We start from the raw sequence: 21944 nt of genomic DNA on the forward strand, positions 1-21944 counted from the left end.
AAGCAGGCTTAGGTGCAACCCGGCCTTTGCGGCTCGTCTGGCTCAGCATAAAAGCGGCAAATCAACATAACGCAAGAGTGAGCAAGCTATTTTGTACTGGCAGGCTTGAAGCCTTGATGTAGACAGGTTCTAACGAGATGAGGCGGCGTCTTCCGGCAGTCAAGAGACAGACGGTTGCGCCTTTGTCGGTTTCCTGGGTTGCACCTGGTTGCACCATGCAGAGGTAGCCTCTATGCTTGCCGCCACCGTGTAGCACTTCCAATTAAAAAAGGCTGTTCAATGGCAACTACTACTACGCTAGGCGTGAAACTCGACGAAGCCACCCGTGAACGTTTGAAAGAGGCCGCTCGCCTTATCGACCGTACACCCCATTGGTTGATCAAACAGGCAATCTACACGTACCTGGAGACATTGGAAAAAGGTGTAAGTGTCGACGAGTTGCAGAATATTGCGGCACGACTGGGCGAAGGTGACAACGAAGTAGTAGAAGCCCTGGCTGATCCGGTCTATCAGCCATTCCTTGAATTTGCCGAAAGCATCCTGCCGCAGTCTGCGCTGCGCTCTGCCGTGACGGCCGCCTATCGCCGTCCGGAAGAAGAGATGGTGCCCATGCTGCTTGAGCAGGCGCGTCTCCCCGCAACTACTGCCGATGCCGCGTACAAGCTTGCGTACAGCATTGCTGAAAAGCTGCGCAACCAGAAGGGCACTGGTGGCCGCTCCGGCATGGTCCAGAGCCTGCTGCGCGAATTTTCCCTGTCTTCTCAGGAAGGCGTGGCGCTGATGTGTCTGGCCGAAGCGCTGCTGCGTATCCCGGACAAGGGCACCCGTGATGCCCTGATCCGCGACAAGATCAGCAAGGGCAACTGGCAGCCACACCTGGGCAACAGCCCGTCGCTCTTCGTTAACGCAGCGACTTGGGGGCTGTTGCTAACGGGCAAGCTGGTCTCCACCCACAACGAGGCGGGTCTTTCCAGCTCGCTCAATCGCCTCATCGGCAAAAGCGGCGAGCCGGTCATCCGCAAGGGTGTGGACATGGCGATGCGCCTGATGGGCGAGCAGTTCGTCACCGGCGAAACCATTGCCGAAGCCCTGGCCAATGCCAGCGCGCTTGAAGCCAAGGGCTTCCGCTACTCCTACGACATGCTGGGTGAAGCGGCGCTGACTGAAGAAGACGCCCAGCGTTATCTGGCGTCCTACGAGCAGGCCATTCACTCCATCGGCAAAGCCTCTCATGGCCGTGGCATCTATGAGGGCCCGGGCATCTCCATCAAGCTGTCCGCCCTGCATCCGCGCTACAGCCGTGCGCAATACGAGCGCGTCATGGACGAGCTGTATCCGCGCCTGCTGAATTTGACCCTGCTGGCTAAGCAGTACGACATCGGTATCAACATCGATGCCGAAGAAGCCGATCGCCTGGAAATTTCCCTCGATCTGCTGGAGCGCCTGTGCTTCGAGTCCAGCCTGGCTGGCTGGAATGGGATTGGTTTTGTCATCCAGGCCTACCAGAAGCGTTGTCCATTCGTGATCGATTATGTGATCGATCTGGCGCGCCGCAGCCGTCACCGGTTGATGATCCGTCTGGTGAAGGGCGCCTACTGGGACAGCGAGATCAAGCGTGCCCAGATTGAAGGTCTGGAAGGTTATCCGGTTTACACCCGCAAGGTGTATACCGATGTGTCCTACATCGCGTGTGCGCGCAAGCTGCTGGCCGTGCCAGAAGTGATCTACCCACAGTTCGCTACCCACAACGCCCATACCCTGGCGGCGATCTACCAGATCGCAGGTCAGAACTACTATCCCGGCCAGTACGAGTTCCAGTGCCTGCATGGCATGGGCGAGCCGCTGTACGAGCAGGTCGTCGGCAAGGTGGCCGATGGCAAGCTGAACCGCCCGTGCCGCATCTATGCACCGGTGGGAACGCATGAAACCCTGCTGGCCTACCTCGTGCGTCGCCTGCTGGAAAATGGCGCGAACACCTCGTTCGTCAACCGTATTGCCGACCACTCCATCTCCCTGAAAGAGTTGGTGGCCGATCCGGTCGTAACGATCGAGCAGATTGCTGCGCAGGAAGGGGCCCTCGGCTTGCCGCATCCGCGTATTCCTCTGCCGGGTCAGCTGTATGGCGAAGGCCGCCTGAATTCCAGCGGTATCGACCTGGCCAATGAGCACCGCCTGGGGTCGCTGTCAGGCGCCTTGCTGGCGGGTAACAATACTGAATGGCGTGCAGCGCCCATGCTGGGCTGCCCGGCTGAAGTAGGCATTCCCCAGGCCATCCAGAATCCGGCCGATCACCGTGATGTGGTGGGTTATGTGCAGAACGCCAGCGTCCAGGACGTGGACAATGCGCTGAACAGTGCATTGACTGCTGCACCGATCTGGCAGTCCACACCGCCGGACCAGCGTGCCGCCGTGCTCGAAACCGCTGCCAACCTGATGGAAGCGCAAATTCAGCCACTCATGGGCCTGCTGGTTCGTGAAGCCGGCAAGACCTTTGCGAATTCCATTGCTGAAGTGCGCGAGGCCGTGGACTTCCTGCGCTATTACGCCGCCCAGGTGCGTCGTGATTTCGCCAATGACACCCACCGCCCGCTAGGGCCGGTGGTCTGCATCAGCCCGTGGAACTTCCCGCTGGCGATCTTTACAGGTCAGGTTGCGGCTGCGCTGGCGGCGGGTAATACCGTTCTGGCCAAGCCTGCCGAGCAGACGCCACTGATCGCGGCTCAGGCCGTTCGCCTGCTGCTGGAAGCTGGCGTGCCGGAAGGCGTGGTGCAATTGCTGCCAGGCCAGGGGCATACCGTAGGTTCGGCACTGGTCAGCGATGAGCGTGTGAAAGGCGTAATGTTCACCGGTTCGACCGAAGTCGCCAACATTATTTCCCGCAACATTGCCGGTCGCCTGGATGCCCATGGCCGTCCGATTCCGCTGATCGCTGAAACAGGTGGCCAGAACGCAATGATCGTGGATTCCTCGGCACTGGCCGAGCAGGTGGTAACCGACGTCGTGGCATCAGCGTTCGACAGCGCCGGTCAGCGCTGCTCCGCCTTGCGCGTCCTGTGTGTGCAGGAAGACGTGGCGGATCGCATTCTTGAGATGCTCAAGGGGGCGATGGCTGAGTGCCGCATCGGCAATCCGGATAACCTGCCGGTAGACATTGGCCCGGTGATCGATGCCGAAGCCAAGGCCAATATCGACAAGCACATCCAGGGCATGCGCGCCAAAGGCCGTACGGTTTACCAGATTGCACGCAACAACGATGGCGCGACTCATCGCGGCACCTTTGTGATGCCAACGCTGATCGAGCTGGAAAGCCTGGACGAGCTGGAGCGTGAAATCTTCGGTCCGGTGCTGCACGTGGTGCGCTATGCCCGTCAGGACCTGAACCGCCTGATGGATCAGATCAACGCTACGGGTTATGGCCTGACGCTGGGTGTGCATACCCGCATTGACGAAACCATTGCCCAGGTTGTGGAAAAGGCCCAGGCGGGCAACCTCTACGTTAACCGCAACATGGTAGGCGCAGTGGTCGGCGTGCAGCCTTTCGGTGGCGAAGGCTTGTCCGGTACAGGTCCGAAGGCCGGTGGTCCGGTGTACCTGTACCGCCTCCTGTCTACCCGTCCGGTAGACGGAGTGGCCCAGGCGTTTGCCCGTGACGATCAGGAAAGTCCGTCTGACCTGACCCTGCGTACTCAAATGGAGCAGCGTCAGGGCAAGCCGCTCGAAGCATTGCAGAAGTGGGCAAGCGAGCAGAACAACACCAGCTTGGTCGAGCTGTGCCAGGCATTTGCCAGGCAGACCGTCAGTGGTGTGACTCGCTTGCTGGCCGGTCCGACGGGTGAGCGCAACACCTACAGCCTGCTGCCACGTGAGCGTGTGCTCTGTCTGGCGGATGACGAGACGGATCTAATGGCCCAGCTGGCAGCGGTACTGGCAGTCGGCAGCACCGCGCTGTGGGTGCAGAACGATCTGTCCCGTGCGTTGCGTGGTCGTTTGCCCAAGGCTGTTCAGGCTCGTATCCAGACGACGTCCGACTGGACCAAGGACGAGGAACACTTCGATGCCATTTTGCATCACGGTGACTCCGATCAGCTGCGTCAGGTCTGCCAGCAGGCAGCCCAGCGTAGCGGTCCGATCGTGGGCGTTCAGGGATTGTCCCAGGGCGAAACCGCGATTCCGCTGGAGCGTCTGCTTATCGAACGCGCGGTAAGCGTCAACACCGCAGCAGCCGGCGGTAACGCTAGCCTGATGACCATCAGCTGAGTGCTCCGCTCATGAAAAGGCCCGGTTGATCCGGGCCTTTTCGTTTCTGCAGGATTTATCGATACAGGATGCCCTCCGCCGCCACTGTGACCCGTGTTCCGGCGCGACCCTGTGTGATGGCTTCGATATCCGACAGCGAGCCGATGACAGCCGTCTTTCCGGTCTTACGGGCAAACTCGCAGGCCGCCTGGACCTTGGGTCCCATGGAGCCTGCCGCAAACCCGAGCGCTTCCAAGGCCTCGGGGTGGGCTTGGGCAATCGCTTTCTGGTCGGGCTTGCCCCACTTGATATAGGCTGCGTCCACGTCAGTGGCAATCACTAGCAGGTCCGCGTCTAGCTCCTGCGCCAGCAGGGATGAGCAGAGATCCTTGTCGATGACCGCCTCGATACCTTTCAGGCGTCCGTGGTGGTCATAGCAGGTGGGAATCCCGCCGCCGCCTGCGCAGATGACAATGGTGCCTTTTTCCAGGAGCCACTTAATCGGGCGAATCTCGAAGATGCGTTTGGGTTGGGGGCTGGCTACCACGCGGCGGAATTTGTCGCCATCTGCGGCAATGGCCCAACCCTTTTCCGCCTTGAGCTGTTCGGCCTGCTCCCGACTATAAACCGGGCCGATAGGTTTGGTGGGATGTTGGAACGCTGGGTCGGCAGCATCCACCTCTACTTGAGTCAGCAGCGTAGCGAACGGTACCTCATACGGAAGCAGGTTGCCCAGCTCCTGCTCGATCATGTAGCCAATGGAGCCTTCGGTCTGCGCGCCCAGCACATCCAGAGGGTAGGGGCTTACATCCGTATAGGCTGCACCCTGCAGGGCCAACAGCCCGACCTGGGGGCCATTGCCATGGGCAATGACCAGCTCGTTGCCGTCCACGATCTTGGCCAGTTGCCCGGTGGCGATCCTGACGTTCTCCCGCTGGTTCTCAGCGGTAAGGGGGTCGCCTCGACGAAGCAGGGCATTACCCCCCAGAGCGACGACGATACGCATGGTGCGACTCCTTACAGGTCAGCGAGAGAAGCGACCAGAACGGCCTTGATGGTATGCATCCGGTTTTCTGCCTGCTCGAACACTATGGAGGCGGGCGACTCGAATACGTCATCGGTCACTTCGATACCATTGGCAAGGTGCGGGTATTTTTCGGCAATCTGCTTGCCAACCTTGGTTTCAGCGTTGTGGAAGGCAGGCAGGCAATGCATGAACTTGGTCCGTGGACTGCCGGTCGCCTTCATCAGCTCGCTGTTGACCTGGTAAGGCAGGAGCAGCTGAATGCGCTCACCCCAGGCTTCCACGGGTTCGCCCATGGACACCCAGACATCGGTATGCACAAAGTCGACGCCCTGAACCGCTTCCTTGGGGTCTTCAGTCAATGTAACGCGTGCGCCAGTCTCCTCGGCGATGGCCTTGCACTCCTTGATCCAGTCTTCGTGTGGCCACAACGCCTTTGGCGCGCCGATGCGTACGTCCATGCCCAGCTTGCAGCCAATCAGTAGCAGTGAGTTGCCCATGTTGTTGCGTGCATCGCCCAGGTAGGCGTAGCTGATGTCATGCAGCGGTTTGTCGCTGTTTTCCTGCATGGTCAGCACGTCGGCCAGCATCTGGGTGGGGTGGTATTCATCGGTCAGGCCGTTGTACACCGGCACGCCTGCATATTTGGCCAGCTCTTCCACCGTCTCCTGGCTGAAGCCGCGATACTCAATGGCGTCATACATGCGGCCAAGCACACGGGCGGTGTCCTTCATGGTCTCCTTGTGGCCGATCTGGGAGGAGGTCGGGTCGATGTAAGTGACGTGCGCGCCCTGGTCATGGGCGGCTACTTCGAAGGCGCAGCGGGTGCGGGTCGAGGTCTTTTCAAAGATAAGAGCAATGTTGTTGCCCTTGAGGTGCTGCTGCTCGTTGCCGGTGTACTTGGCGCGCTTGAGGTCGCGGGCGAGGTCCAGCAGGTAGCGGATCTCCCGCGGAGTATGGTGGGCCAGGCTGAGCAGGTTGCGGTTGCGAATGTTAAAAGCCATGTGATTTCTCCTGAGGTTCCGGTAGGGGCGGGTGGGATTAGTAATCGACAGGGTCACGTACGATCGGACAGGTCATGCAGTGGCCGCCGCCCCGGCCCCGGCCAAGCTCACTGGCGCTGATGGTGATGACTTCAACCCCCGCCTTGCGTAGCTGGGTGTTGGTGTAAGTATTGCGGTCATAGCCGACCACAACGCCGGGTTCCAGGGCGACCACGTTGTTGCCGTCATCCCATTGCTCGCGTTCAGCTTCGTAGCTGTCACCACCGGTCAGCACGACGCGCAACGCCTTGAGGCCCAGCGCTTCAGCCACAGTGTCGAGGAAGGGGTTGGGTTCGCGGCGGATGTCGATACCGCCCGGCTTGCTTTCATCCGGCCTCAGGCTGAACGGCACAATGGCATTAGCGACTTCCGGGTAGACAGTGACCAGATCGCGGTCGCAAAAGCTGAACACGGTATCCAGGTGCATGGCCGCACGTGATTTGGGGAGGCCGGCCACGATGATCCGCTCCACTGCGCCTGCCTTGAACAGGTTTTGCGCCAGTTGGCCAATGGCTTGCCGCGAGGTGCGCTCGCCCATGCCAATCAGCAATATGCCTTTTCCGATAGGCATGACGTCGCCGCCCTCCAGGGTGGCAAGGCCGTGGTCCACATCCGGGTCTCCATACCAGATGTCGAAGTGCTGATTGGCGAACTCTGGAGCGAACTTGTAGATGGCCGCTGTCAGCAGTGTTTCCTGGCGACGGGCTGGCCAGAACATCGGATTCAGCGTGACGCCGCCGTAGATCCAGCAGGTGGTATCACGGGTGAACTGGGTGTTGGGCAGGGGTGGTAATACAAAACTGGAGTGGCCCAGGTAATCCCGGAACATCTTGACCATCTCACTGCCGCTGGTGTCGGGAAGGTCCGAGCCGGACACGCCACCAATCAGGAACTCAGCCAAATGGCGGGGCTCTTGGCTTTCGAGCCAGGCGCGGGTTTCGTTGACCAAGCCTATGCCGACCTGATTGGGTACGATCTTGCGGTCCAGAATCCACTTCAGCGCTTCGGGATTTCTCACGGTCTCGGTGAGCAGATTGTGCATCTCCAGCACTTCCACCCCACGCTCACGCATTTTGGTGACAAAGTCGAAGTGATCGCGCTTGGCCTGATTTACCCAGATCACGTCGTCGAACAGCAGGTCGTCACAATTGCTGGGGGTCAGGCGCTGATGGGCCAGTCCGGGCGAGCAGACCAGTACTTTGCGCAGTTTGCCGACTTCCGAATGCACGCCGAGCGGGGTTGAGTTAACGGTCATGTCTGTTCTCCTTGTCACAGGGTCAGGAAGCCGGCGTACAGACCGTAGGCTGCTATGGCAGCGCCCAGCACGACGGCGGCGAAGATCAATTTTTCAACAGCGGTGAAAACGGGCTGGCCCAGCTCGTGTTTGGCCTTGGCGAACAGGATTGCGCCAGGGGCGTAGAGCAGGGCGGAAAGCAGCAGGTATTTCATGCCGCCGGCATAGAGCAGCCAGGCGCTGTAGAGGGTGGCAATGACGGCAATGATCAGGTCCTTGCTGCGTTCACGGGAGGCAGCCTCGTAGGACTCGCCTCGTACGCCGATCAGCAGGGCATAGGCTGCCGACCAGAAGTACGGCACCAGAATCATGGAAGTGGCCAGGTACAGCAGGCTGGTGTAAGTGCTGGCGGCAAACAGGGTAATCACCAGGAACAGCTGGATCAGCCCATTGGACAGCCACAGTGCATTGCTGGGCGCATGGTTGGCGTTCTCCTTGCGCAGAAAGCGCGGCATGGTGTTGTCGCGGGCGGCCGCATAGAGAATCTCGGCGCAGAGCAATGTCCAGGAGAGCAAGGCCCCGGCCAACGAGATCACCAGCCCTACGCTAATCAATACCGCACCCCAATGACCGACGATATGCTCCAGTACGCCTGCCATGGAGGGGTTCTTGAGTCCGGCCAGTTCCGGTTGGCTCATGACGCCCAGCGACAGGACGTTGACCAGCACGAGCAGCAGCAGCGTGCCAAGAAAGCCGATCACGGTTGCCTTGCCCACATCACGGCGTTTCTCGGCACGTGCGGAATACACGCTGGCGCCTTCGATCCCGATGAAGACCCACACAGTCACCAGCATCATGTTTCGCACCTGGTTCATGACGCTGCCTGAATCCGGTGTGCCCCAGAAGTCCGCTGTGAAGATATCCAGACGGAACGCTACGCCCGCGAGCACGATGAACATCACCAGCGGAACGATCTTGGCGATTGTGGTAACAAGGTTGATGAAGGCGGCTTCATGTACACCGCGCAGGACCAGGAAATGTACGCCCCACAGGACGACCGAGGCACACAGGATGGCCAGCGGCGTGTTGCCCTCGCCAAACGCCGGAACGAAAAGGCCCAGCGTACTGAACAGGAGCACGAAGTAACTGACATTGCCGAGCCAGGCGCTGATCCAGTAACCCCAGGCGGAGGAGAAGCCCATGTAGTCACCGAACCCTGCCTTGGCGTAGGCGTAGACACCGGCATCCAGTTCGGGCTTACGGTTGGCGAGGGTCTGGAAAACGAAGGCCAGGGTCAGCATGCCGACAGCGGTAATGGCCCAGCCGATCAGCACGGCGCCCGCGCCGGCACTTTGGGCCATGTTTTGCGGCAGTGAAAAAATGCCGCCCCCGATCATCGATCCCACGACGAGGGCAGTCAGCGCGCCCAGCCTTAACTGTTGTGTTTGTGCTGTGGTCATGACGGCATTTCCTTACGGGTTTGAGCCTATTAGGAACCTGCAGGAAAAATGGCCAATGACCTGGATCAAGGAGACGAACGATTGTTTGAACACGCGCTATTGGAGATCAATGCCTCAATAGATCGTTGTGGATTGACCTGAAGCAATGAAGTGCTCTGCGGCAAATAGTTTGGCCGTGCAGATCCATTACGCTAGCCAGAGGACCGCCAAACGGTCTGACGTGAACGCAATCTGCCAAGCGGCGGAAGGAATGAAAGATCATGTACGAGCCGGGTCGTCTTGACGTGCAGCGGCTGGGTAACCCGCAACAGCCAGCCTTTCGCCTGAGCCTGACCTATGTGGTGACGCCTCCGTCGCGCGAACAGGTCGTACGGTTCGACCTCAACGGTACAGTAGGTGAGCAGACCGTCCGCGAAACGTTCGAGTTGCGCCGCGATGTGGCCTGCAATTTTCTGTCAGTGATCAGCCGCCGCCTGCGGGGCTATGGACTGGCGCCGCGTACGGCCTGCGTCTTTTCCTGGCATCACGACTACGATCCGTTGTTCGACGATCTGCGTCAGCGTCTGCAGCTCGAGCCGGGCGACCCGGTGGACCTGGAGTGGTTTTTGAGCCGGGGATGATGGGTGGCCTATCATTCATACGATAGGCGTATCGATCCGCTCGCGTATCCAGGCGACGAACTTTCGGATCTTGGGGACTTCCGCGGCATGCTCGGGATAGCCGAGATAATACGTATGTGGGCTGGTCATGCTGTGCGGCCAGGCAATGACCAGCTTACCCTCGGCCAGCTCCTCGTCGATCAGAAAGCGTGGCACTAGGGCGACACCGCAGCCCACCTGCGCCGCGCGGATGCACATGGTAAAGGTATCGAAGCGCGGCCCGTGGTAGCTGTGTTCAGTGTGAAGGCCCTGGCTCTGGAACCATTCGTGCCACGCCTCGGGGCGAGCTGCATTTTGGAGCAGAATGTAATCGGCCAGCTGCGTCGGATCGCTCAGGTGCCCTTCGGGCCAGAGACCAGGTGCGCAGACCGGCACCATGTCCTCAGTCATCAACGGAATACATTCAGCACCGGGCCAGCGTCCCTGGCCGGCGAACAGTGCCACGTCACAGGCCGGCTCGTTGACATCCATATTCTTGACTTCATGACGCACGTCCAGGTGGATCATCGGATGCTGTAGCCGCCAGCCCTTGAGGCGTGGGATTAGCCAGCGCTCGCCAAAGGTCGGAGGCGTTGCTACACGCAGCACCTCGGTTTCACCTCCATAGGAGCGCATGTAATGGGTCGACATCTCGATCTGCGTGAGAATCTTGCTGACTTCAGACAGGTACAGCGAGCCGGCTGGAGTCATCTGCAACCGCTGGCGTACGCGTCGAAAAAGCGGATGGCCTAGCTGTTCTTCGAGCTGAGCCACCTGCTTGCTCACCGCGCTCTGGGTCAGGCTTAGCTCCTCGGCGGCACGGGTAAAGCTCAGGTGCCGTGCCACGGCCTCGAAACATTGCATGGCGGTGATCGAGGGTATGTGGCGACGGGACATGACAGCTCCAACCTGAGTCGGCGCGCAGGTTTAAGGCTGCGTGCAGAACGTTCATGAAAAAAAGGAATGATAAACCGAGCAAAGGTCGTTTGTTGAGCAGCCGCTTCCCGGCTAATACTGAACCCATAATGACTTAAGGAGCCAGCCATGATTGATGCACTGCTCAGCCGTCTCGGCGTTGACCCAAGCCTTTACCAGAACGGCAACCATGCCGTGTTCACGCCTATCGACGGCAGCCAGCTTGGCGCTGTCACGCTGGAAAGCGCCGCCGAGGTGGAGCAAAAGATCACCCGGGCCGACAAGGCTTTCCAGGCCTGGCGCGCCGTACCGGCGCCACGTCGCGGTGAGTTGGTCCGCCTGCTGGGCGAAGAGCTGCGCAAGCACAAGGTCGACCTGGGCGAGCTGGTGTCCTGGGAAGCGGGCAAGATCACGCAGGAGGGGCTGGGTGAAGTGCAGGAAATGATCGATATCTGCGACTTCGCCGTCGGCCTGTCCCGCCAGCTGTACGGTCTGACCATCGCTTCCGAGCGTCCTGGTCATCACATGCGTGAAACCTGGCACCCGCTGGGTGTCGTGGGCGTGATCAGTGCGTTCAATTTCCCGGTGGCGGTCTGGTCATGGAACACCGCCCTGGCCATCGTCTGCGGTAACTCTGTGGTATGGAAACCTTCGGAAAAAACGCCGCTGACGGCATTGGCCTGTCAGGCGCTGTTTGAACGCGCCGTCAAAGCCTTTGGCGATGCACCGGACTACCTGAGCCAGGTCATCGTAGGGGACCGAGCCAGCGGTGAAGCGCTGGTGGATGATCCACGCGTGGCCTTGGTCAGCGCCACCGGCAGCACCCGTATGGGTCGTGAAGTGGGGCCACGTGTGGCGGCTCGCTTTGGCCGTTCGCTGCTGGAGCTGGGCGGCAACAATGCCATGATCGTTGGGCCCAGTGCCGATCTGGACATGGCAGTTCGCGCCATCCTGTTCAGCGCTGTGGGTACGGCCGGTCAACGGTGCACCACACTGCGCCGCCTGATTGCCCATGAGTCGATCAAAGATGAGCTGGTGACTCGCTTGAAATCTGCTTATGCCAAGGTACGCATTGGCCATCCGCTAGAAGGTAACTTGGTCGGCCCGCTGATCGATGCGCAAAGCTTCCAGGCCATGCAAGGCAGTCTGGAACAGGCCAAAGGAGAGGGCGGTATTGTTTTTGGAGGCGAGCGCCAACTGGCGGACCAGTACCCGAACGGTTACTACGTCTCTCCGGCTATCGTCGAGATGCCCGAGCAGAGCGAGTCGGTTCAGACTGAAACCTTTGCGCCGATCCTGTACGTGATGACTTACCGTGAGTTCAACGAGGCCATTGCCATGAACAATGCGGTGCCACAAGGCTTGTCGTCCTGCATCTTCACGACGGACATTCGCGAGGCCGAGTCTTTCCTGTCTGCGGTGGGCAGTGATTGCGGCATCGCCAACGTGAATATCGGCCCGAGCGGCGCCGAGATTGGGGGCGCCTTTGGCGGCGAGAAGGAAACCGGCGGCGGCCGCGAGTCCGGCTCCGATGCCTGGAAGAGCTACATGCGTCGCCAGACCAACACGGTGAATTACTCCCGCGAGCTGCCATTGGCGCAGGGGATCGTGTTTGATTGAGGTGGGATTTAAGTGATGGGTATCGCTGCGCTCAATCCACCCTACCGGGTAGTTTTGTAGGGTGTTGATGCGGGACTGCCGGTACGGTCTCGTAGGATGGGTTGGGCCCTGGCGATACCCATCGAAACCCTCACCCTCAAGGTTAACGGTTCATATCGTCATTGTGTGAAGGAATACCTATGCCGCTCCGCCAGCAATGTCTGTGGGAAACCCTGTCACCTAATACCCTCAATGCACCACCCTTGAAAGGCGAATCCAGGGCTGATGTCTGCATCATCGGTGCAGGCATTACCGGGCTTTCGGCGGCCCTGCATCTGGCGGAGCAGGGCAGGCGTGTGGTGGTGGTGGAAGCCTATGAAGTGGGGCATGGCGGTTCCGGCCGTAACGTCGGGCTGGTCAATGCCGGTATGTGGATTCCACCGGACGAGGCGGTCGCTACGCTTGGGCCCGCGGTAGGGGAAAAGCTGCTCAAAGTCATGGGGAACGCACCCTATGAGGTCTTCTCCCTGATCGAGCGCCACGGCATCGATTGCCAGGCGCAGCACCAGGGCACACTGCACATGGCGCATAACGGCAAGGGCCTTGCTGACCTGCAACGCCGCGCCGAGCAGTGGCAACGGCGAGGCGCACCGGTTGAATTGCTGACCGGTACTGCCTGCATCGAGGCCTGTGGCACGGCGCATGTCTCCGGCGCGCTGCTGGATCGCCGTGCCGGCACGATCAACCCGATGGGCTACAGCCTTGGGCTGGCCCGCGCGGCATTAGCGCAGGGCGTTCAGCTCCATCAGCAGTCACCGGTTACTCGTCTTGAGCGTCAGGGCTCACAGTGGTGCGTCGTGACGAGGCAAGGGGCTGTGCTGGCCGAGCAGGTGCTTATCGCTTCCAACGCCTATACCGAAGGCGAGTGGACTACCCTGCGCAATCAATTCTTTCCGGGGTATTACTATCAGGTCGCCTCCAGGCCGCTGGGGCCTGAAGCCGATTTTATCCTGCCCGGCGCGCAGGGCTCCTGGGATACCCGCACGGTGCTCAGCAGTATCCGGCGCGATGCAGCGGGACGCCTGTTGCTGGGCAGCCTGGGCAATATGGCGAGCCGTCCGGGCTGGTTCATCGAGGCCTGGGCTGATCGCATTCAGCAGCATTATTTCCCTGCGCTTGGCAAGGTCGAGTGGGAATGCACCTGGACAGGATGCATCGCGTTTACGCCTGATCATCTGATGCGCCTGTTCGAACCGGCACCCGGTTTGCTCGCCATGACCGGTTATAACGGGCGCGGTGTAACGACCGGTACCGTTGTAGGCAAGGCCTTTGCCCATTACTTGTGCAGCGGTGACAGCGAAGTGCTACCGATGCCCTTTGTCCCCTGGGATCACAACCCGGTAGGGCAATGGCGAAGCCCGCTCTACGAAGCCGGTTTTAGTCTTTATCACGCGGGGCAGTGTTTGCGAATTGTGGTGTAACTCATAGTGTTACTTATTGGTGCAAGAGGTGAGGATGACAAGATCAGGACAGTGCATCTAGGCCGTTTCGCTGTCCTGAACGATGTTTCGTGAGTGACCTTATACATAGGCAAGCGCTGCTTTAGTCGCAGGCTGGCGGAGCATTTCGCCGATTTCTTACAAAATTCTCTGATTTTTCACAAAAACCTATGATTTTGAAGATTTTTAACGATATCAGAGCGCTGGCATGTGGATTGCTGTCTGGAGAGGGCCAACCTAACCCTCTGGAGCAAATCTCCCATGTCGACGATTTACAGAAAAGGCATTCTGGCTCTCGCAATTGGCTCAGCTCTTTCGTTTTCCGCTTTGGCTCAGGCCGATATCATCATCGGTGTTGCAGGTCCCTTTACTGGCGCTAACGCCGCTTACGGAGAGCAGTTCTGGAAAGGTGCAACACTGGCGGCTGAGGACATTAACGCCACGGGTGGTATCAATGGTGAAAAGATCAAACTGGTACAGGGCGACGATGCCTGTGAGCCCAAACAAGCGGTAGCGGTAGCTAACCGGTTGGTCGATTCCGAGGGAGTCAAGGCGGTGATCGGCCACTTCTGCTCCTCCAATACGCTGCCAGCGTCAGAGATTTACGATGAGGCAGGAATAATCTCCATCACGCCTGGATCAACCAATCCACAAATCACCGAGCGCGGTCTGGCAGGCGTATTCCGTATGTGTGGCCGTGATGACCAGCAGGGGGTCGTGGCAGCCAACTACATCGTGGATACGTTAAAGGCGAAAAAGGTAGCTGTTATCCATGACAAGGATGCTTACGGCCAGGGCCTGGCGGATGCCATGAAAGCTCAGCTGGCCAAGCGCGGCGTGAAGGAAGTGCTTTATGAAGGCCTGACACGCGGTGAGAAGGACTTCAACTCCCTGGTAACCAAGATTCGCTCCTCTGGGGCCGAGGTCGTCTACTTTGGCGGTCTGCACCCCGAAGCTGGCCCGCTGGTCCGCCAGATGCGAGAGCAGGGCGTAAACGCCAAGTTTGTTTCAGGTGATGGCATCGTCTCGGCTGACATGGTAACGACCGCCGGTGGCCCGCAATATACCAAGGGGGTGTTGATGACCTTTGGTGCCGATCCGCTGAAAAGCCCGGCCGGTAAAAGCGTAGTCGATAAGTTGCGCGCCTCGGGTTATGAGCCGGAAGGCTACACGCTGTATTCCTATGCCTCTTTGCAAGCCGTGGCGGCTGCCTTCAAGGGCGCCGGCAGCACGGATGGCGAAGCCGCCTCCGAATGGCTCAAGAGCCACACCGTTCCTACCGTTCTGGGTGAAAAGTCCTGGGATGGCAAGGGCGACCTCAAAGTCTCCGACTACGTAATGTACGAGTGGGACGATAAAGGCAAATACAACCAGTTGCCCTGATTCCCTTTCTGCGTTCATGCGTCTTTCACCTCCGGCTGACCAAGCCGGAGGTGATGTCCTGGCGCGTCTTTACTCAACCGCTTGCGCGAGAATGACATCGTGGACGGTATCTTCCTGCAACAACTCATCAACGGCCTGACCCTGGGCTCGGTATACGGGCTGATCGCCATCGGTTACACGATGGTGTACGGCATCATTGGCATGATCAACTTCGCTCACGGCGATGTGTACATGGTGTCTGCCTATCTGGCAGCCATCGGTATTGCCCTGTTGAGCTTTTTCGGCCTGCATTCCTTTCCTGTGCTGATCCTGGGCACGCTTATCTTCTGTGTAGTGGTGACCAGCCTTTATGGCTGGGCAATCGAACGAATCGCCTACAAACCGCTGCGTAACTCCACCCGCCTTGCGCCGCTGATCTCGGCCATCGGCATGTCGCTGATCTTGCAAAACTATGTGCAGCTGGCCCAAGGCGCCCGCCAACAAGGGGTACCAACGCTGCTCGATGGGGCGCTGCGCCTGCATATCGGTGAAGGCTTCGTCATCATCACCTATACCAAGATCTTCATCATCGTTGCGTCCATTGTGGGCATGGGCCTTTTGACCTATGTGATCCAGAAGACCACATTGGGCCGCATGTGTCGCGCGACCCAGCAGGATCGCAAGATGGCGCAGATTCTGGGCATCAACACCGACCGGGTGATCTCGTACGTGTTCATCATCGGTGCTGCGATGGCGGCGTTGGCCGGTGTACTGATTACCATGAACTACGGCACGTTCGACTTCTATGCCGGCTTCATCATTGGTATCAAGGCGTTTACTGCGGCGGTGTTAGGCGGCATCGGCTCGCTGCCGGGCGCCATGCTGGGCGGCATCATTCTGGGCGTGTCGGAGGCGCAATTCGCGGGTCTTGTGAACAGCGACTACAAGGATGTCTTCAGCTTCTCGCTACTGGTGCTGATTCTGATCTTCCGGCCCCAGGGGCTGCTTGGAAAGCCGCACGTGGCGAAGGTGTGATGCTATGACCCAGACTTCTTCCTTCGATTTCAAGGTCATCCTGCGTGATACCTTCATGGTCGGGCTGGTCTCGCTCATCCTGTTCGGGCCCATCGTAGGTATTGTGCTCGACGGTTATGGCTTCAACCTGGAGCCTCAGCGCGTCGGCATCATGGTGGCGGTGGTGATGGCGGGGCGTTTTCTGCTCAGCCTGTTCGGCCAGACGTCCAGGGGACGTACCTGGATCGAGTCGTTCAAGCGCAACGATGGGGGCGTGCATGTGCTGCCGCCCGAACACAAGTCGAATCTGCGGTACATCCTGCCTGTCGTGATTCTGGTCGCGCTGATCTTTCCCTTCCTGGCCACCAAGTACTGGCTGACCGTGGTCATCCTGTGCATGATCTACGTGCTGCTTGGCCTGGGGCTGAACATCGTGGTCGGGCTCGCCGGTCTTCTGGACCTGGGCTATGTCGGCTTTTATGCCATCGGTGCCTATGGGCTGGCGCTGGGTTACCAATACCTGGGGTTGGGCTTCTGGACGATGATTCCCCTTGCTGCAGTCATGGCTGCGGTGGCCGGGGCAATTCTTGGCTTTCCGGTGCTCAGGATGCACGGCGACTACCTCGCCATCGTGACCCTGGGCTTTGGTGAAATCATTCGTCTGGTGCTCAACAACTGGCTGGAGTTCACCAACGGCCCCAATGGAATTTCAGCACCGTCCCCTACGTTCTTTGGTATTGAGTTCGGTCGGCGGGCCAAGGAAGGCGGCGTGCCTCTCCATGAGCTGCTGGGAATCTCCTACAACCCCAACGCCACGATGATCTTCATCTACAGCGTGCTATTCCTCATCGTGCTGCTGGTGCTCTATATCAAGCATCGCCTTACCCGCATGCCTATTGGCCGCGCCTGGGAAGCGCTGCGCGAGGATGAGATCGCCTGCCGCGCCATGGGCCTTAACCATGTTCTGGTCAAGCTTTCCGCCTTCATGATCGGTGCGTCCACCGCCGGGATTGCCGGGGTGTTTTTCGCTACCTACCAGGGCTTTATCAACCCGGCCTCGTTCAACTTTTTCGAGTCCGTTCTGGTGCTGGCCATTGTGGTGCTCGGCGGGCTTGGCTCGACCGTCGGGGTGGTCATTTCGGCCTTTGTCATGACGCTGCTGTTCGAGGTGCTGCGTGAGTTCGGCGACATCCGCATGCTCGTGTTTGGTGTGTTGATGGTCGTGATGATGATGTGGCGCCCACGCGGGTTGATCCGCATCAGCCGCAGTGGATTCGCGATTCGCAAGGGAGTAGCGCCATGAGCGACAACATTCTTACCGTTGACGGATTGGGCATGCGTTTCGGCGGGATCAAGGCGCTTTCCGATGTGGCCTTCAGCATTCGCCGCCATTCCATTACTGCCCTAATCGGTCCCAACGGGGCGGGCAAAACTACAGTCTTCAACTGCCTGACCGGATTCTACAAGGCCACCGATGGCCGTATCGTGTTAAGCAACGCTGACGGGCGCGAAACGGACGTGGGCAGAATCATGGGGGAGCCGTTTCAGCCCACCGATTTCGTCAACCCTGCCCAGTTCGGCAGTCGCCTCTGGTACAAGATGTTTGGCGGGACGCACCTGGTGAACCGTGCCGGCCTTGCACGGACGTTCCAGAATATTCGCCTGTTCAAGGAAATGTCCGTGGTCGAGAATCTGCTGGTAGCCCAGCACATGTGGGTCAATCGCAACCTGCTGGCGGGCGTCTTCAATACGCCGGGTTTTCGTCGGGCAGAGGAAAAGGCACTCGATGTAGCCTTTTACTGGCTGGAGGTGGTGGGGCTGACCGAGTGCGCCAACCGCCTTGCTGGGGAAATGTCCTACGGTCAGCAGCGCCGTCTGGAGATCGCCCGCGCCATGTGCACCCGGCCCGAGCTGATCTGCCTGGACGAGCCCGCTGCCGGCCTCAACCCCGCAGAAACCGAGTCACTGTCAGCCATCATCAGGCACCTGCGTGACGAGCACAGGATCACTGTGCTCTTGATCGAGCACGACATGGGCATGGTCATGAGCATTTCCGATCATATCGTCGTGCTGGACCACGGCAATGTGATTGCCCAGGGCCTGCCGGATGAGATCAAGAATAATCCGAAGGTCATTGCCGCCTACCTGGGCGCGGATGAGGAGGAGGTGGCATGACTACGCCCTTGCTGGAATTCAGAAACGTCGACGTGTTCTACGGGCCGATCCAGGCGCTCAAGGGCGTTTCGCTGCATATCAACGAAGGTGAGACGGTCAGCCTGATTGGTGCCAATGGGGCGGGCAAATCCACCTTGCTCATGTCCATATTTGGACAGCCGCGGGCGCGTAACGGACAGATCATCTACCGAGGCGAGGAAATTACCCAGAAAAGCGCCCATTTCGTTGCTTCCAACGGTATCGCGCAATCACCGGAAGGGCGACATGTCTTTCCTGATATGAGTGTGGAAGAGAACCTGCTGATGGGCACCATCCCCATAGGCACCAAGCACGTGGACGAGGACATGCAACGTATGTTCGAGCTGTTTCCGCGCCTTAAGGAGCGGCGTAACCAGCGGGCCATGACTATGTCTGGAGGCGAACAGCAGATGTTGGCTATTGCCCGGGCCCTCATGAGCCGACCCAAGCTGCTGCTGCTTGATGAACCAAGCCTGGGACTTGCGCCTATCGTGGTGAAGCAGATCTTCCAGATCCTGCGTGAGCTTGCGCAGTCCGGCATGACGATCTTTCTGGTCGAGCAGAATGCCAACCATGCGCTCCGTTTATCGAACCGGGCTTATGTCATGGTGACGGGAGAGATCCGCATGACGGGCAGCGGCCAGGAACTGCTGGCTGATCCTCAGGTGCGCGAAGCCTACCTGGGCGGCCATTAAGCCGCCGTTCAGCCTGCGTCAGGCTCCATGGTACTGACGCAGGCCGTTGCCGCGTGCCGTCGAGTATGTGTTTCCAACAGGGGAGTTCCCATGTCATCCATCCGCTTTTTCACCAATGCTGAGGTGGCCGCTGTTCTGGATTATGCCGGGCTGATCGATGCGCTTCGCAGTGGCTTGGCCCACCCTGGCACTGCACCCAACCGGCAGGCTTACGCGCTACCCGAGGGACAGGCATCGCTGTTGAACATGCCGGTCTGGCAGAAAGGGCAGGGCATTGGCGTCAAGCTGGTGACTGTGTTTCCGGAAAATAGCCAACGCGATCTGCCTTCGGTTGCGGCAGTGTTTGCCTTGTTTGATGATGTGACAGGCCAGCCCCTGGCCTTGATGGAAGCCTCGGAACTGACAGCTCGGCGTACCGCCTGCACGTCAGCGTTGGCGGCTGACTATCTGGCCCGGCGGGATGCGTTGAGCCTGACCATCGTAGGTACGGGAACGCTAGCTGCCCACATGGTGCGTGCCCATACGGCTGTGCGTGATTACAGCCGGATCGAAATCTGGGGGCGTGATTACAGCAAGGCCAAAGCCCTTGCTGAGCGCCTGCAGGGGGAGGGCTATCCGGTTTCAGCAAGCGATAACCTGGCGCAGAGCGTAGGGCATGCCGATGTGGTTACGTGTGTTACCACCTCTCGAGAGCCGCTGGTGTTGGGCGAGTGGCTCACCCCCGGTTGCCACCTGGACCTGGTCGGTGCCTTTCTTCCCTCTATGCGTGAGACCGATTCAGCAGCCGTTGCGCGGGCACGCATCGTAGTGGATACCCGCGAGGGTGCTTTGGAGGAGGCAGGCGATTTACTGTTCGCGCTTGGTGATGGCGTGATCCAGGAAAGCGATCTCAACACAGAATTGAGGCACGTTCTGCAAGGGGATGGCGTACGCAGCGATGACCAGGAAATTACCTTGTTCAAATCCGTAGGCTATGCGGTAGAAGATCTGCTAGCTGCGCAGTACCTACTGCATAACATGTGACCTGTGAACAACACCCTTTAGCGCCATGTTTTAGCAGTTAAAGTCTGCTCTATTGGGCCAAGGTCCTGACTTACCCACGTTACACGTGGAGCACCTTGTGGATAACCCTAGGATACCTGTCTGCTGCCCTTAAAATATAAGGCTTACAGATAGATGGTTACTTTTTGATCAATCGTACAGAGGGTAGTAGTAACCAACCTCAGATAGTTATCAACATACCCACTAATAATATGAGCAAGCCTGTTGATAACACTTGGAAGACTCCACGCAAGCCGCATGTGGCAAGGCCTAGCGAGAATTGGTTAAAAAATGAGCGGTTATTTTCAAATGCAGGATGCTGGTTTTATACACGTTTTCGGCGAGCAAGGTTGTGTATAACCTTGGGGTACATGGCCAGACGCCATGTACCACCGTCTCTCTAGAGGCATGCTCAAAAAATGATCAACGCTGGAGTACGTCCGTTTATCCACGCTCCTAGGGTCGCTACGCCAGGTTTTTCATGCAGAAATCGCTGGGTTCAACGTTATGCACGGTTAACGCGAGTAAGCCTGTGAATAACATCTGAATGGTTGTACACAGCCCTTATACTGTCTGGCTCTTGAGAGGTCGATCAAAAAACAACCAGGATGCCAATAGCTGATTTTAGAGCTGTTTCGCTATAACTGTACCGCCTCAAGCGACAAAGAGTGCGTTACTCTCCGGGTATTTCCTTTCGACCTCAAGGAGCTGCATCGATGACTTCGACTTTGTTCATTACCGGCGCAACATCCGGCTTTGGCGCGGCTACTGCGCGCCGCTTTGCCAAGGATGGGTGGTCCCTGATCATTACTGGCCGTCGCGAGGATCGCCTGAGCGCGTTAGCAGAAGAGCTTTCTGCGCACACCAAGGTGCATCCGATTGTGCTGGACGTTCGGGATCGTGCAGCTGTCGAGGCGGCAGTCAACGGGTTGCCTGAAGCGTTTTCGGCCCTGCGTGGTCTGGTCAACAATGCGGGGCTGGCCTTGGGTACTACACCCGCTCAGCAATGCGATCTGGATGACTGGGACACCATGGTCGATACCAATATCAAGGGTGTCCTGTATTGCACGCGCTTGTTATTACCCAGACTGATCGCTTACGGTGCGGGCGCTGGCATCGTCAATCTGGGCTCGGTTGCCGGTAACTGGCCGTACCCAGGTAGCCATGTCTATGGCGCTACCAAGGCGTTCGTCAAACAGTTTACCTTGAACCTGCGCTGCGATCTGCAGGGCACAGGCGTCCGTGTGACCAACATCGAGCCGGGGCTTTCCGAGACTGAGTTCTCCGTGGTGCGCTTTGGTGGCGACAAGAGCAAAGCCGACGCCGTATATGCCGGAACTGACCCACTGACACCGGATGATATCGCCGAGTCGATCCATTGGGCTTTGAACCAGCCCAAGCATGTCAATATCAATCGGATCGAGCTTATGGCGACCTGCCAAGCCTGGAACGGGTTCAATATTCATCGAAGCGAGTGACAGCATAATGACGGCAGAGTATGTCTCTGCCGTCTACGATAGCTGTCGATACAGCTGAAACGATATAGCGCCGCTTATTGGCGTGTCCCATGCTTGAGAGCTTATACGCTCAAGGTCTTTTTGAAAGAGCTTTTCGTCTCATGCTGGCAAGGAGTCAGCATTCTGACACATAGGAGCAGAATGCCAGAATGATGACGCAGTAATAGCGTCAGGAATAACCATAATGCCATCATGGGTTGCGGCTCAATGGCCTTAGTAACCGGTTATCTTCTTTTCTTCCATCTCCTCGCTAAACCTCTTCCTTGAGGCGCTCAATTAAACGGGCGACGAACGGTCATCGCTTTGGCTGGCCTGTTTCTTGGTAATTGGCACGCCCCTTGAATAAGTACTGACGTGACGCCGCGTTAGGGTCACCGGGAACATTCAACTTTTGAAGCCTTATTAAGTTTAATAATTATTAATAAGGCACAGTTAATTAGTTTAAAGAAGAATGTTTTCATCGCCATTCCTGGT

General features: G+C 58.5%; 16 protein-coding genes. 11 read left to right on the forward strand and 5 right to left on the reverse strand.

Annotated features, from left to right (window positions below; translation table 11 throughout):
• The first annotated feature begins 279 nt into the window (after positions 1 to 279).
• Positions 280 to 4257, forward strand: coding sequence for a trifunctional transcriptional regulator/proline dehydrogenase/L-glutamate gamma-semialdehyde dehydrogenase (putA, locus tag B3729_RS09620; protein ID WP_286787737.1), 3978 nt, complete (start codon positions 280 to 282; stop codon positions 4255 to 4257).
• 55 nt (positions 4258 to 4312) lie between these two features.
• On the opposite strand, the gene arcC is transcribed toward putA, so the two are convergent.
• From arcC to arcD, 4 genes are read right to left on the reverse strand one after another with little or no spacing between them, the layout of a single operon-like run.
• Positions 4313 to 5242, reverse strand: coding sequence for a carbamate kinase (gene arcC, locus B3729_RS09625; protein WP_286787738.1), 930 nt, complete (start codon positions 5240 to 5242; stop codon positions 4313 to 4315).
• Positions 5243 to 5253: 11 nt separating this feature from the next.
• The gene (locus B3729_RS09630; RefSeq protein ID WP_286787739.1) at positions 5254 to 6264 is read right to left on the reverse strand and encodes an ornithine carbamoyltransferase; all 1011 of its coding nucleotides are present in this window, start codon (positions 6262 to 6264) and stop codon (positions 5254 to 5256) included.
• A gap of 37 nt (positions 6265 to 6301) precedes the next feature.
• The gene (gene arcA, locus B3729_RS09635; RefSeq protein WP_286787740.1) at positions 6302 to 7558 is read right to left on the reverse strand and encodes an arginine deiminase; all 1257 of its coding nucleotides are present in this window, start codon (positions 7556 to 7558) and stop codon (positions 6302 to 6304) included.
• A gap of 14 nt (positions 7559 to 7572) precedes the next feature.
• Positions 7573 to 8997 (reverse strand): arginine-ornithine antiporter, encoded by a 1425-nt coding sequence (gene arcD / locus B3729_RS09640; protein ID WP_150346534.1) that lies wholly within the window; start codon positions 8995 to 8997, stop codon positions 7573 to 7575.
• 260 nt (positions 8998 to 9257) lie between these two features.
• Between arcD and B3729_RS09645 the strand changes: the two genes are divergently transcribed.
• A complete protein-coding gene (locus B3729_RS09645) occupies positions 9258 to 9617 on the forward strand; it encodes a DUF5064 family protein (protein WP_286787741.1) in 360 nt (119 codons plus the stop codon).
• Positions 9618 to 9632: 15 nt separating this feature from the next.
• Here the strand turns inward: B3729_RS09645 and B3729_RS09650 are convergent, their stop codons facing one another.
• Positions 9633 to 10532, reverse strand: a complete 900-nt coding sequence (locus B3729_RS09650) for a LysR substrate-binding domain-containing protein (protein ID WP_286787742.1) — start codon at positions 10530 to 10532, stop codon at positions 9633 to 9635.
• A 147-nt stretch (positions 10533 to 10679) separates the two neighbouring features.
• Between B3729_RS09650 and B3729_RS09655 the strand changes: the two genes are divergently transcribed.
• From B3729_RS09655 to B3729_RS09695, 9 genes are all read left to right on the forward strand, one after another.
• On the forward strand, positions 10680 to 12170 hold the full coding sequence (locus tag B3729_RS09655) for an aldehyde dehydrogenase family protein (protein ID WP_286787743.1): 1491 nt from the start codon (positions 10680 to 10682) through the stop codon (positions 12168 to 12170).
• Positions 12171 to 12349: 179 nt separating this feature from the next.
• Positions 12350 to 13630, forward strand: a complete 1281-nt coding sequence (locus B3729_RS09660; protein WP_010795896.1) for an NAD(P)/FAD-dependent oxidoreductase — start codon at positions 12350 to 12352, stop codon at positions 13628 to 13630.
• Positions 13631 to 13909: 279 nt separating this feature from the next.
• A complete protein-coding gene (locus B3729_RS09665; RefSeq protein WP_010795895.1) occupies positions 13910 to 15031 on the forward strand; it encodes a branched-chain amino acid ABC transporter substrate-binding protein in 1122 nt (373 codons plus the stop codon).
• Between the two features lie 99 nt (positions 15032 to 15130).
• The gene (locus tag B3729_RS09670) at positions 15131 to 16045 is read left to right on the forward strand and encodes an ABC transporter permease subunit (RefSeq protein ID WP_010795894.1); all 915 of its coding nucleotides are present in this window, start codon (positions 15131 to 15133) and stop codon (positions 16043 to 16045) included.
• Positions 16046 to 16049: 4 nt separating this feature from the next.
• Positions 16050 to 17327 carry a high-affinity branched-chain amino acid ABC transporter permease LivM gene (gene livM, locus B3729_RS09675; protein WP_286787744.1) on the forward strand — a complete coding sequence of 426 codons (1278 nt, stop codon included), beginning with the start codon at positions 16050 to 16052 and terminating at the stop codon, positions 17325 to 17327.
• The gene (locus B3729_RS09680; RefSeq protein WP_286787745.1) at positions 17324 to 18199 is read left to right on the forward strand and encodes an ATP-binding cassette domain-containing protein; all 876 of its coding nucleotides are present in this window, start codon (positions 17324 to 17326) and stop codon (positions 18197 to 18199) included. Before livM ends, B3729_RS09680 begins: the two co-directional genes overlap by 4 nt.
• Positions 18196 to 18912, forward strand: coding sequence for an ABC transporter ATP-binding protein (locus B3729_RS09685; protein WP_286787746.1), 717 nt, complete (start codon positions 18196 to 18198; stop codon positions 18910 to 18912). Before B3729_RS09680 ends, B3729_RS09685 begins: the two co-directional genes overlap by 4 nt.
• Before the next feature lie 90 nt (positions 18913 to 19002).
• Positions 19003 to 19935 (forward strand): ornithine cyclodeaminase family protein, encoded by a 933-nt coding sequence (locus B3729_RS09690; RefSeq protein ID WP_181123619.1) that lies wholly within the window; start codon positions 19003 to 19005, stop codon positions 19933 to 19935.
• 734 nt (positions 19936 to 20669) lie between these two features.
• Positions 20670 to 21431 (forward strand): SDR family oxidoreductase, encoded by a 762-nt coding sequence (locus tag B3729_RS09695; RefSeq protein ID WP_286787747.1) that lies wholly within the window; start codon positions 20670 to 20672, stop codon positions 21429 to 21431.
• Positions 21432 to 21944: the final 513 nt, after the last annotated feature.

Source organism: Pseudomonas sp. UBA3149, assembly GCF_002364655.1.
GTDB lineage: Bacteria > Pseudomonadota > Gammaproteobacteria > Pseudomonadales > Pseudomonadaceae > Chryseomonas > Chryseomonas luteola.

Excerpts from the sequence above, each read along its gene's own strand:
- putA (WP_286787737.1), top strand. The coding sequence starts at position 280 with ATGGCAACTACTACTACGCTAGGCGTGAAACTCGACGAAGCCACCCGT.
- arcC (WP_286787738.1), bottom strand. The coding sequence starts at position 5,242 with ATGCGTATCGTCGTCGCTCTGGGGGGTAATGCCCTGCTTCGTCGAGGC.
- B3729_RS09630 (WP_286787739.1), bottom strand. The coding sequence starts at position 6,264 with ATGGCTTTTAACATTCGCAACCGCAACCTGCTCAGCCTGGCCCACCAT.
- arcA (WP_286787740.1), bottom strand. The coding sequence starts at position 7,558 with ATGACCGTTAACTCAACCCCGCTCGGCGTGCATTCGGAAGTCGGCAAA.
- arcD (WP_150346534.1), bottom strand. The coding sequence starts at position 8,997 with ATGACCACAGCACAAACACAACAGTTAAGGCTGGGCGCGCTGACTGCC.
- B3729_RS09645 (WP_286787741.1), top strand. The coding sequence starts at position 9,258 with ATGTACGAGCCGGGTCGTCTTGACGTGCAGCGGCTGGGTAACCCGCAA.
- B3729_RS09650 (WP_286787742.1), bottom strand. The coding sequence starts at position 10,532 with ATGTCCCGTCGCCACATACCCTCGATCACCGCCATGCAATGTTTCGAG.
- B3729_RS09655 (WP_286787743.1), top strand. The coding sequence starts at position 10,680 with ATGATTGATGCACTGCTCAGCCGTCTCGGCGTTGACCCAAGCCTTTAC.
- B3729_RS09660 (WP_010795896.1), top strand. The coding sequence starts at position 12,350 with ATGCCGCTCCGCCAGCAATGTCTGTGGGAAACCCTGTCACCTAATACC.
- B3729_RS09665 (WP_010795895.1), top strand. The coding sequence starts at position 13,910 with ATGTCGACGATTTACAGAAAAGGCATTCTGGCTCTCGCAATTGGCTCA.
- livM (WP_286787744.1), top strand. The coding sequence starts at position 16,050 with ATGACCCAGACTTCTTCCTTCGATTTCAAGGTCATCCTGCGTGATACC.
- B3729_RS09680 (WP_286787745.1), top strand. The coding sequence starts at position 17,324 with ATGAGCGACAACATTCTTACCGTTGACGGATTGGGCATGCGTTTCGGC.
- B3729_RS09685 (WP_286787746.1), top strand. The coding sequence starts at position 18,196 with ATGACTACGCCCTTGCTGGAATTCAGAAACGTCGACGTGTTCTACGGG.
- B3729_RS09690 (WP_181123619.1), top strand. The coding sequence starts at position 19,003 with ATGTCATCCATCCGCTTTTTCACCAATGCTGAGGTGGCCGCTGTTCTG.
- B3729_RS09695 (WP_286787747.1), top strand. The coding sequence starts at position 20,670 with ATGACTTCGACTTTGTTCATTACCGGCGCAACATCCGGCTTTGGCGCG.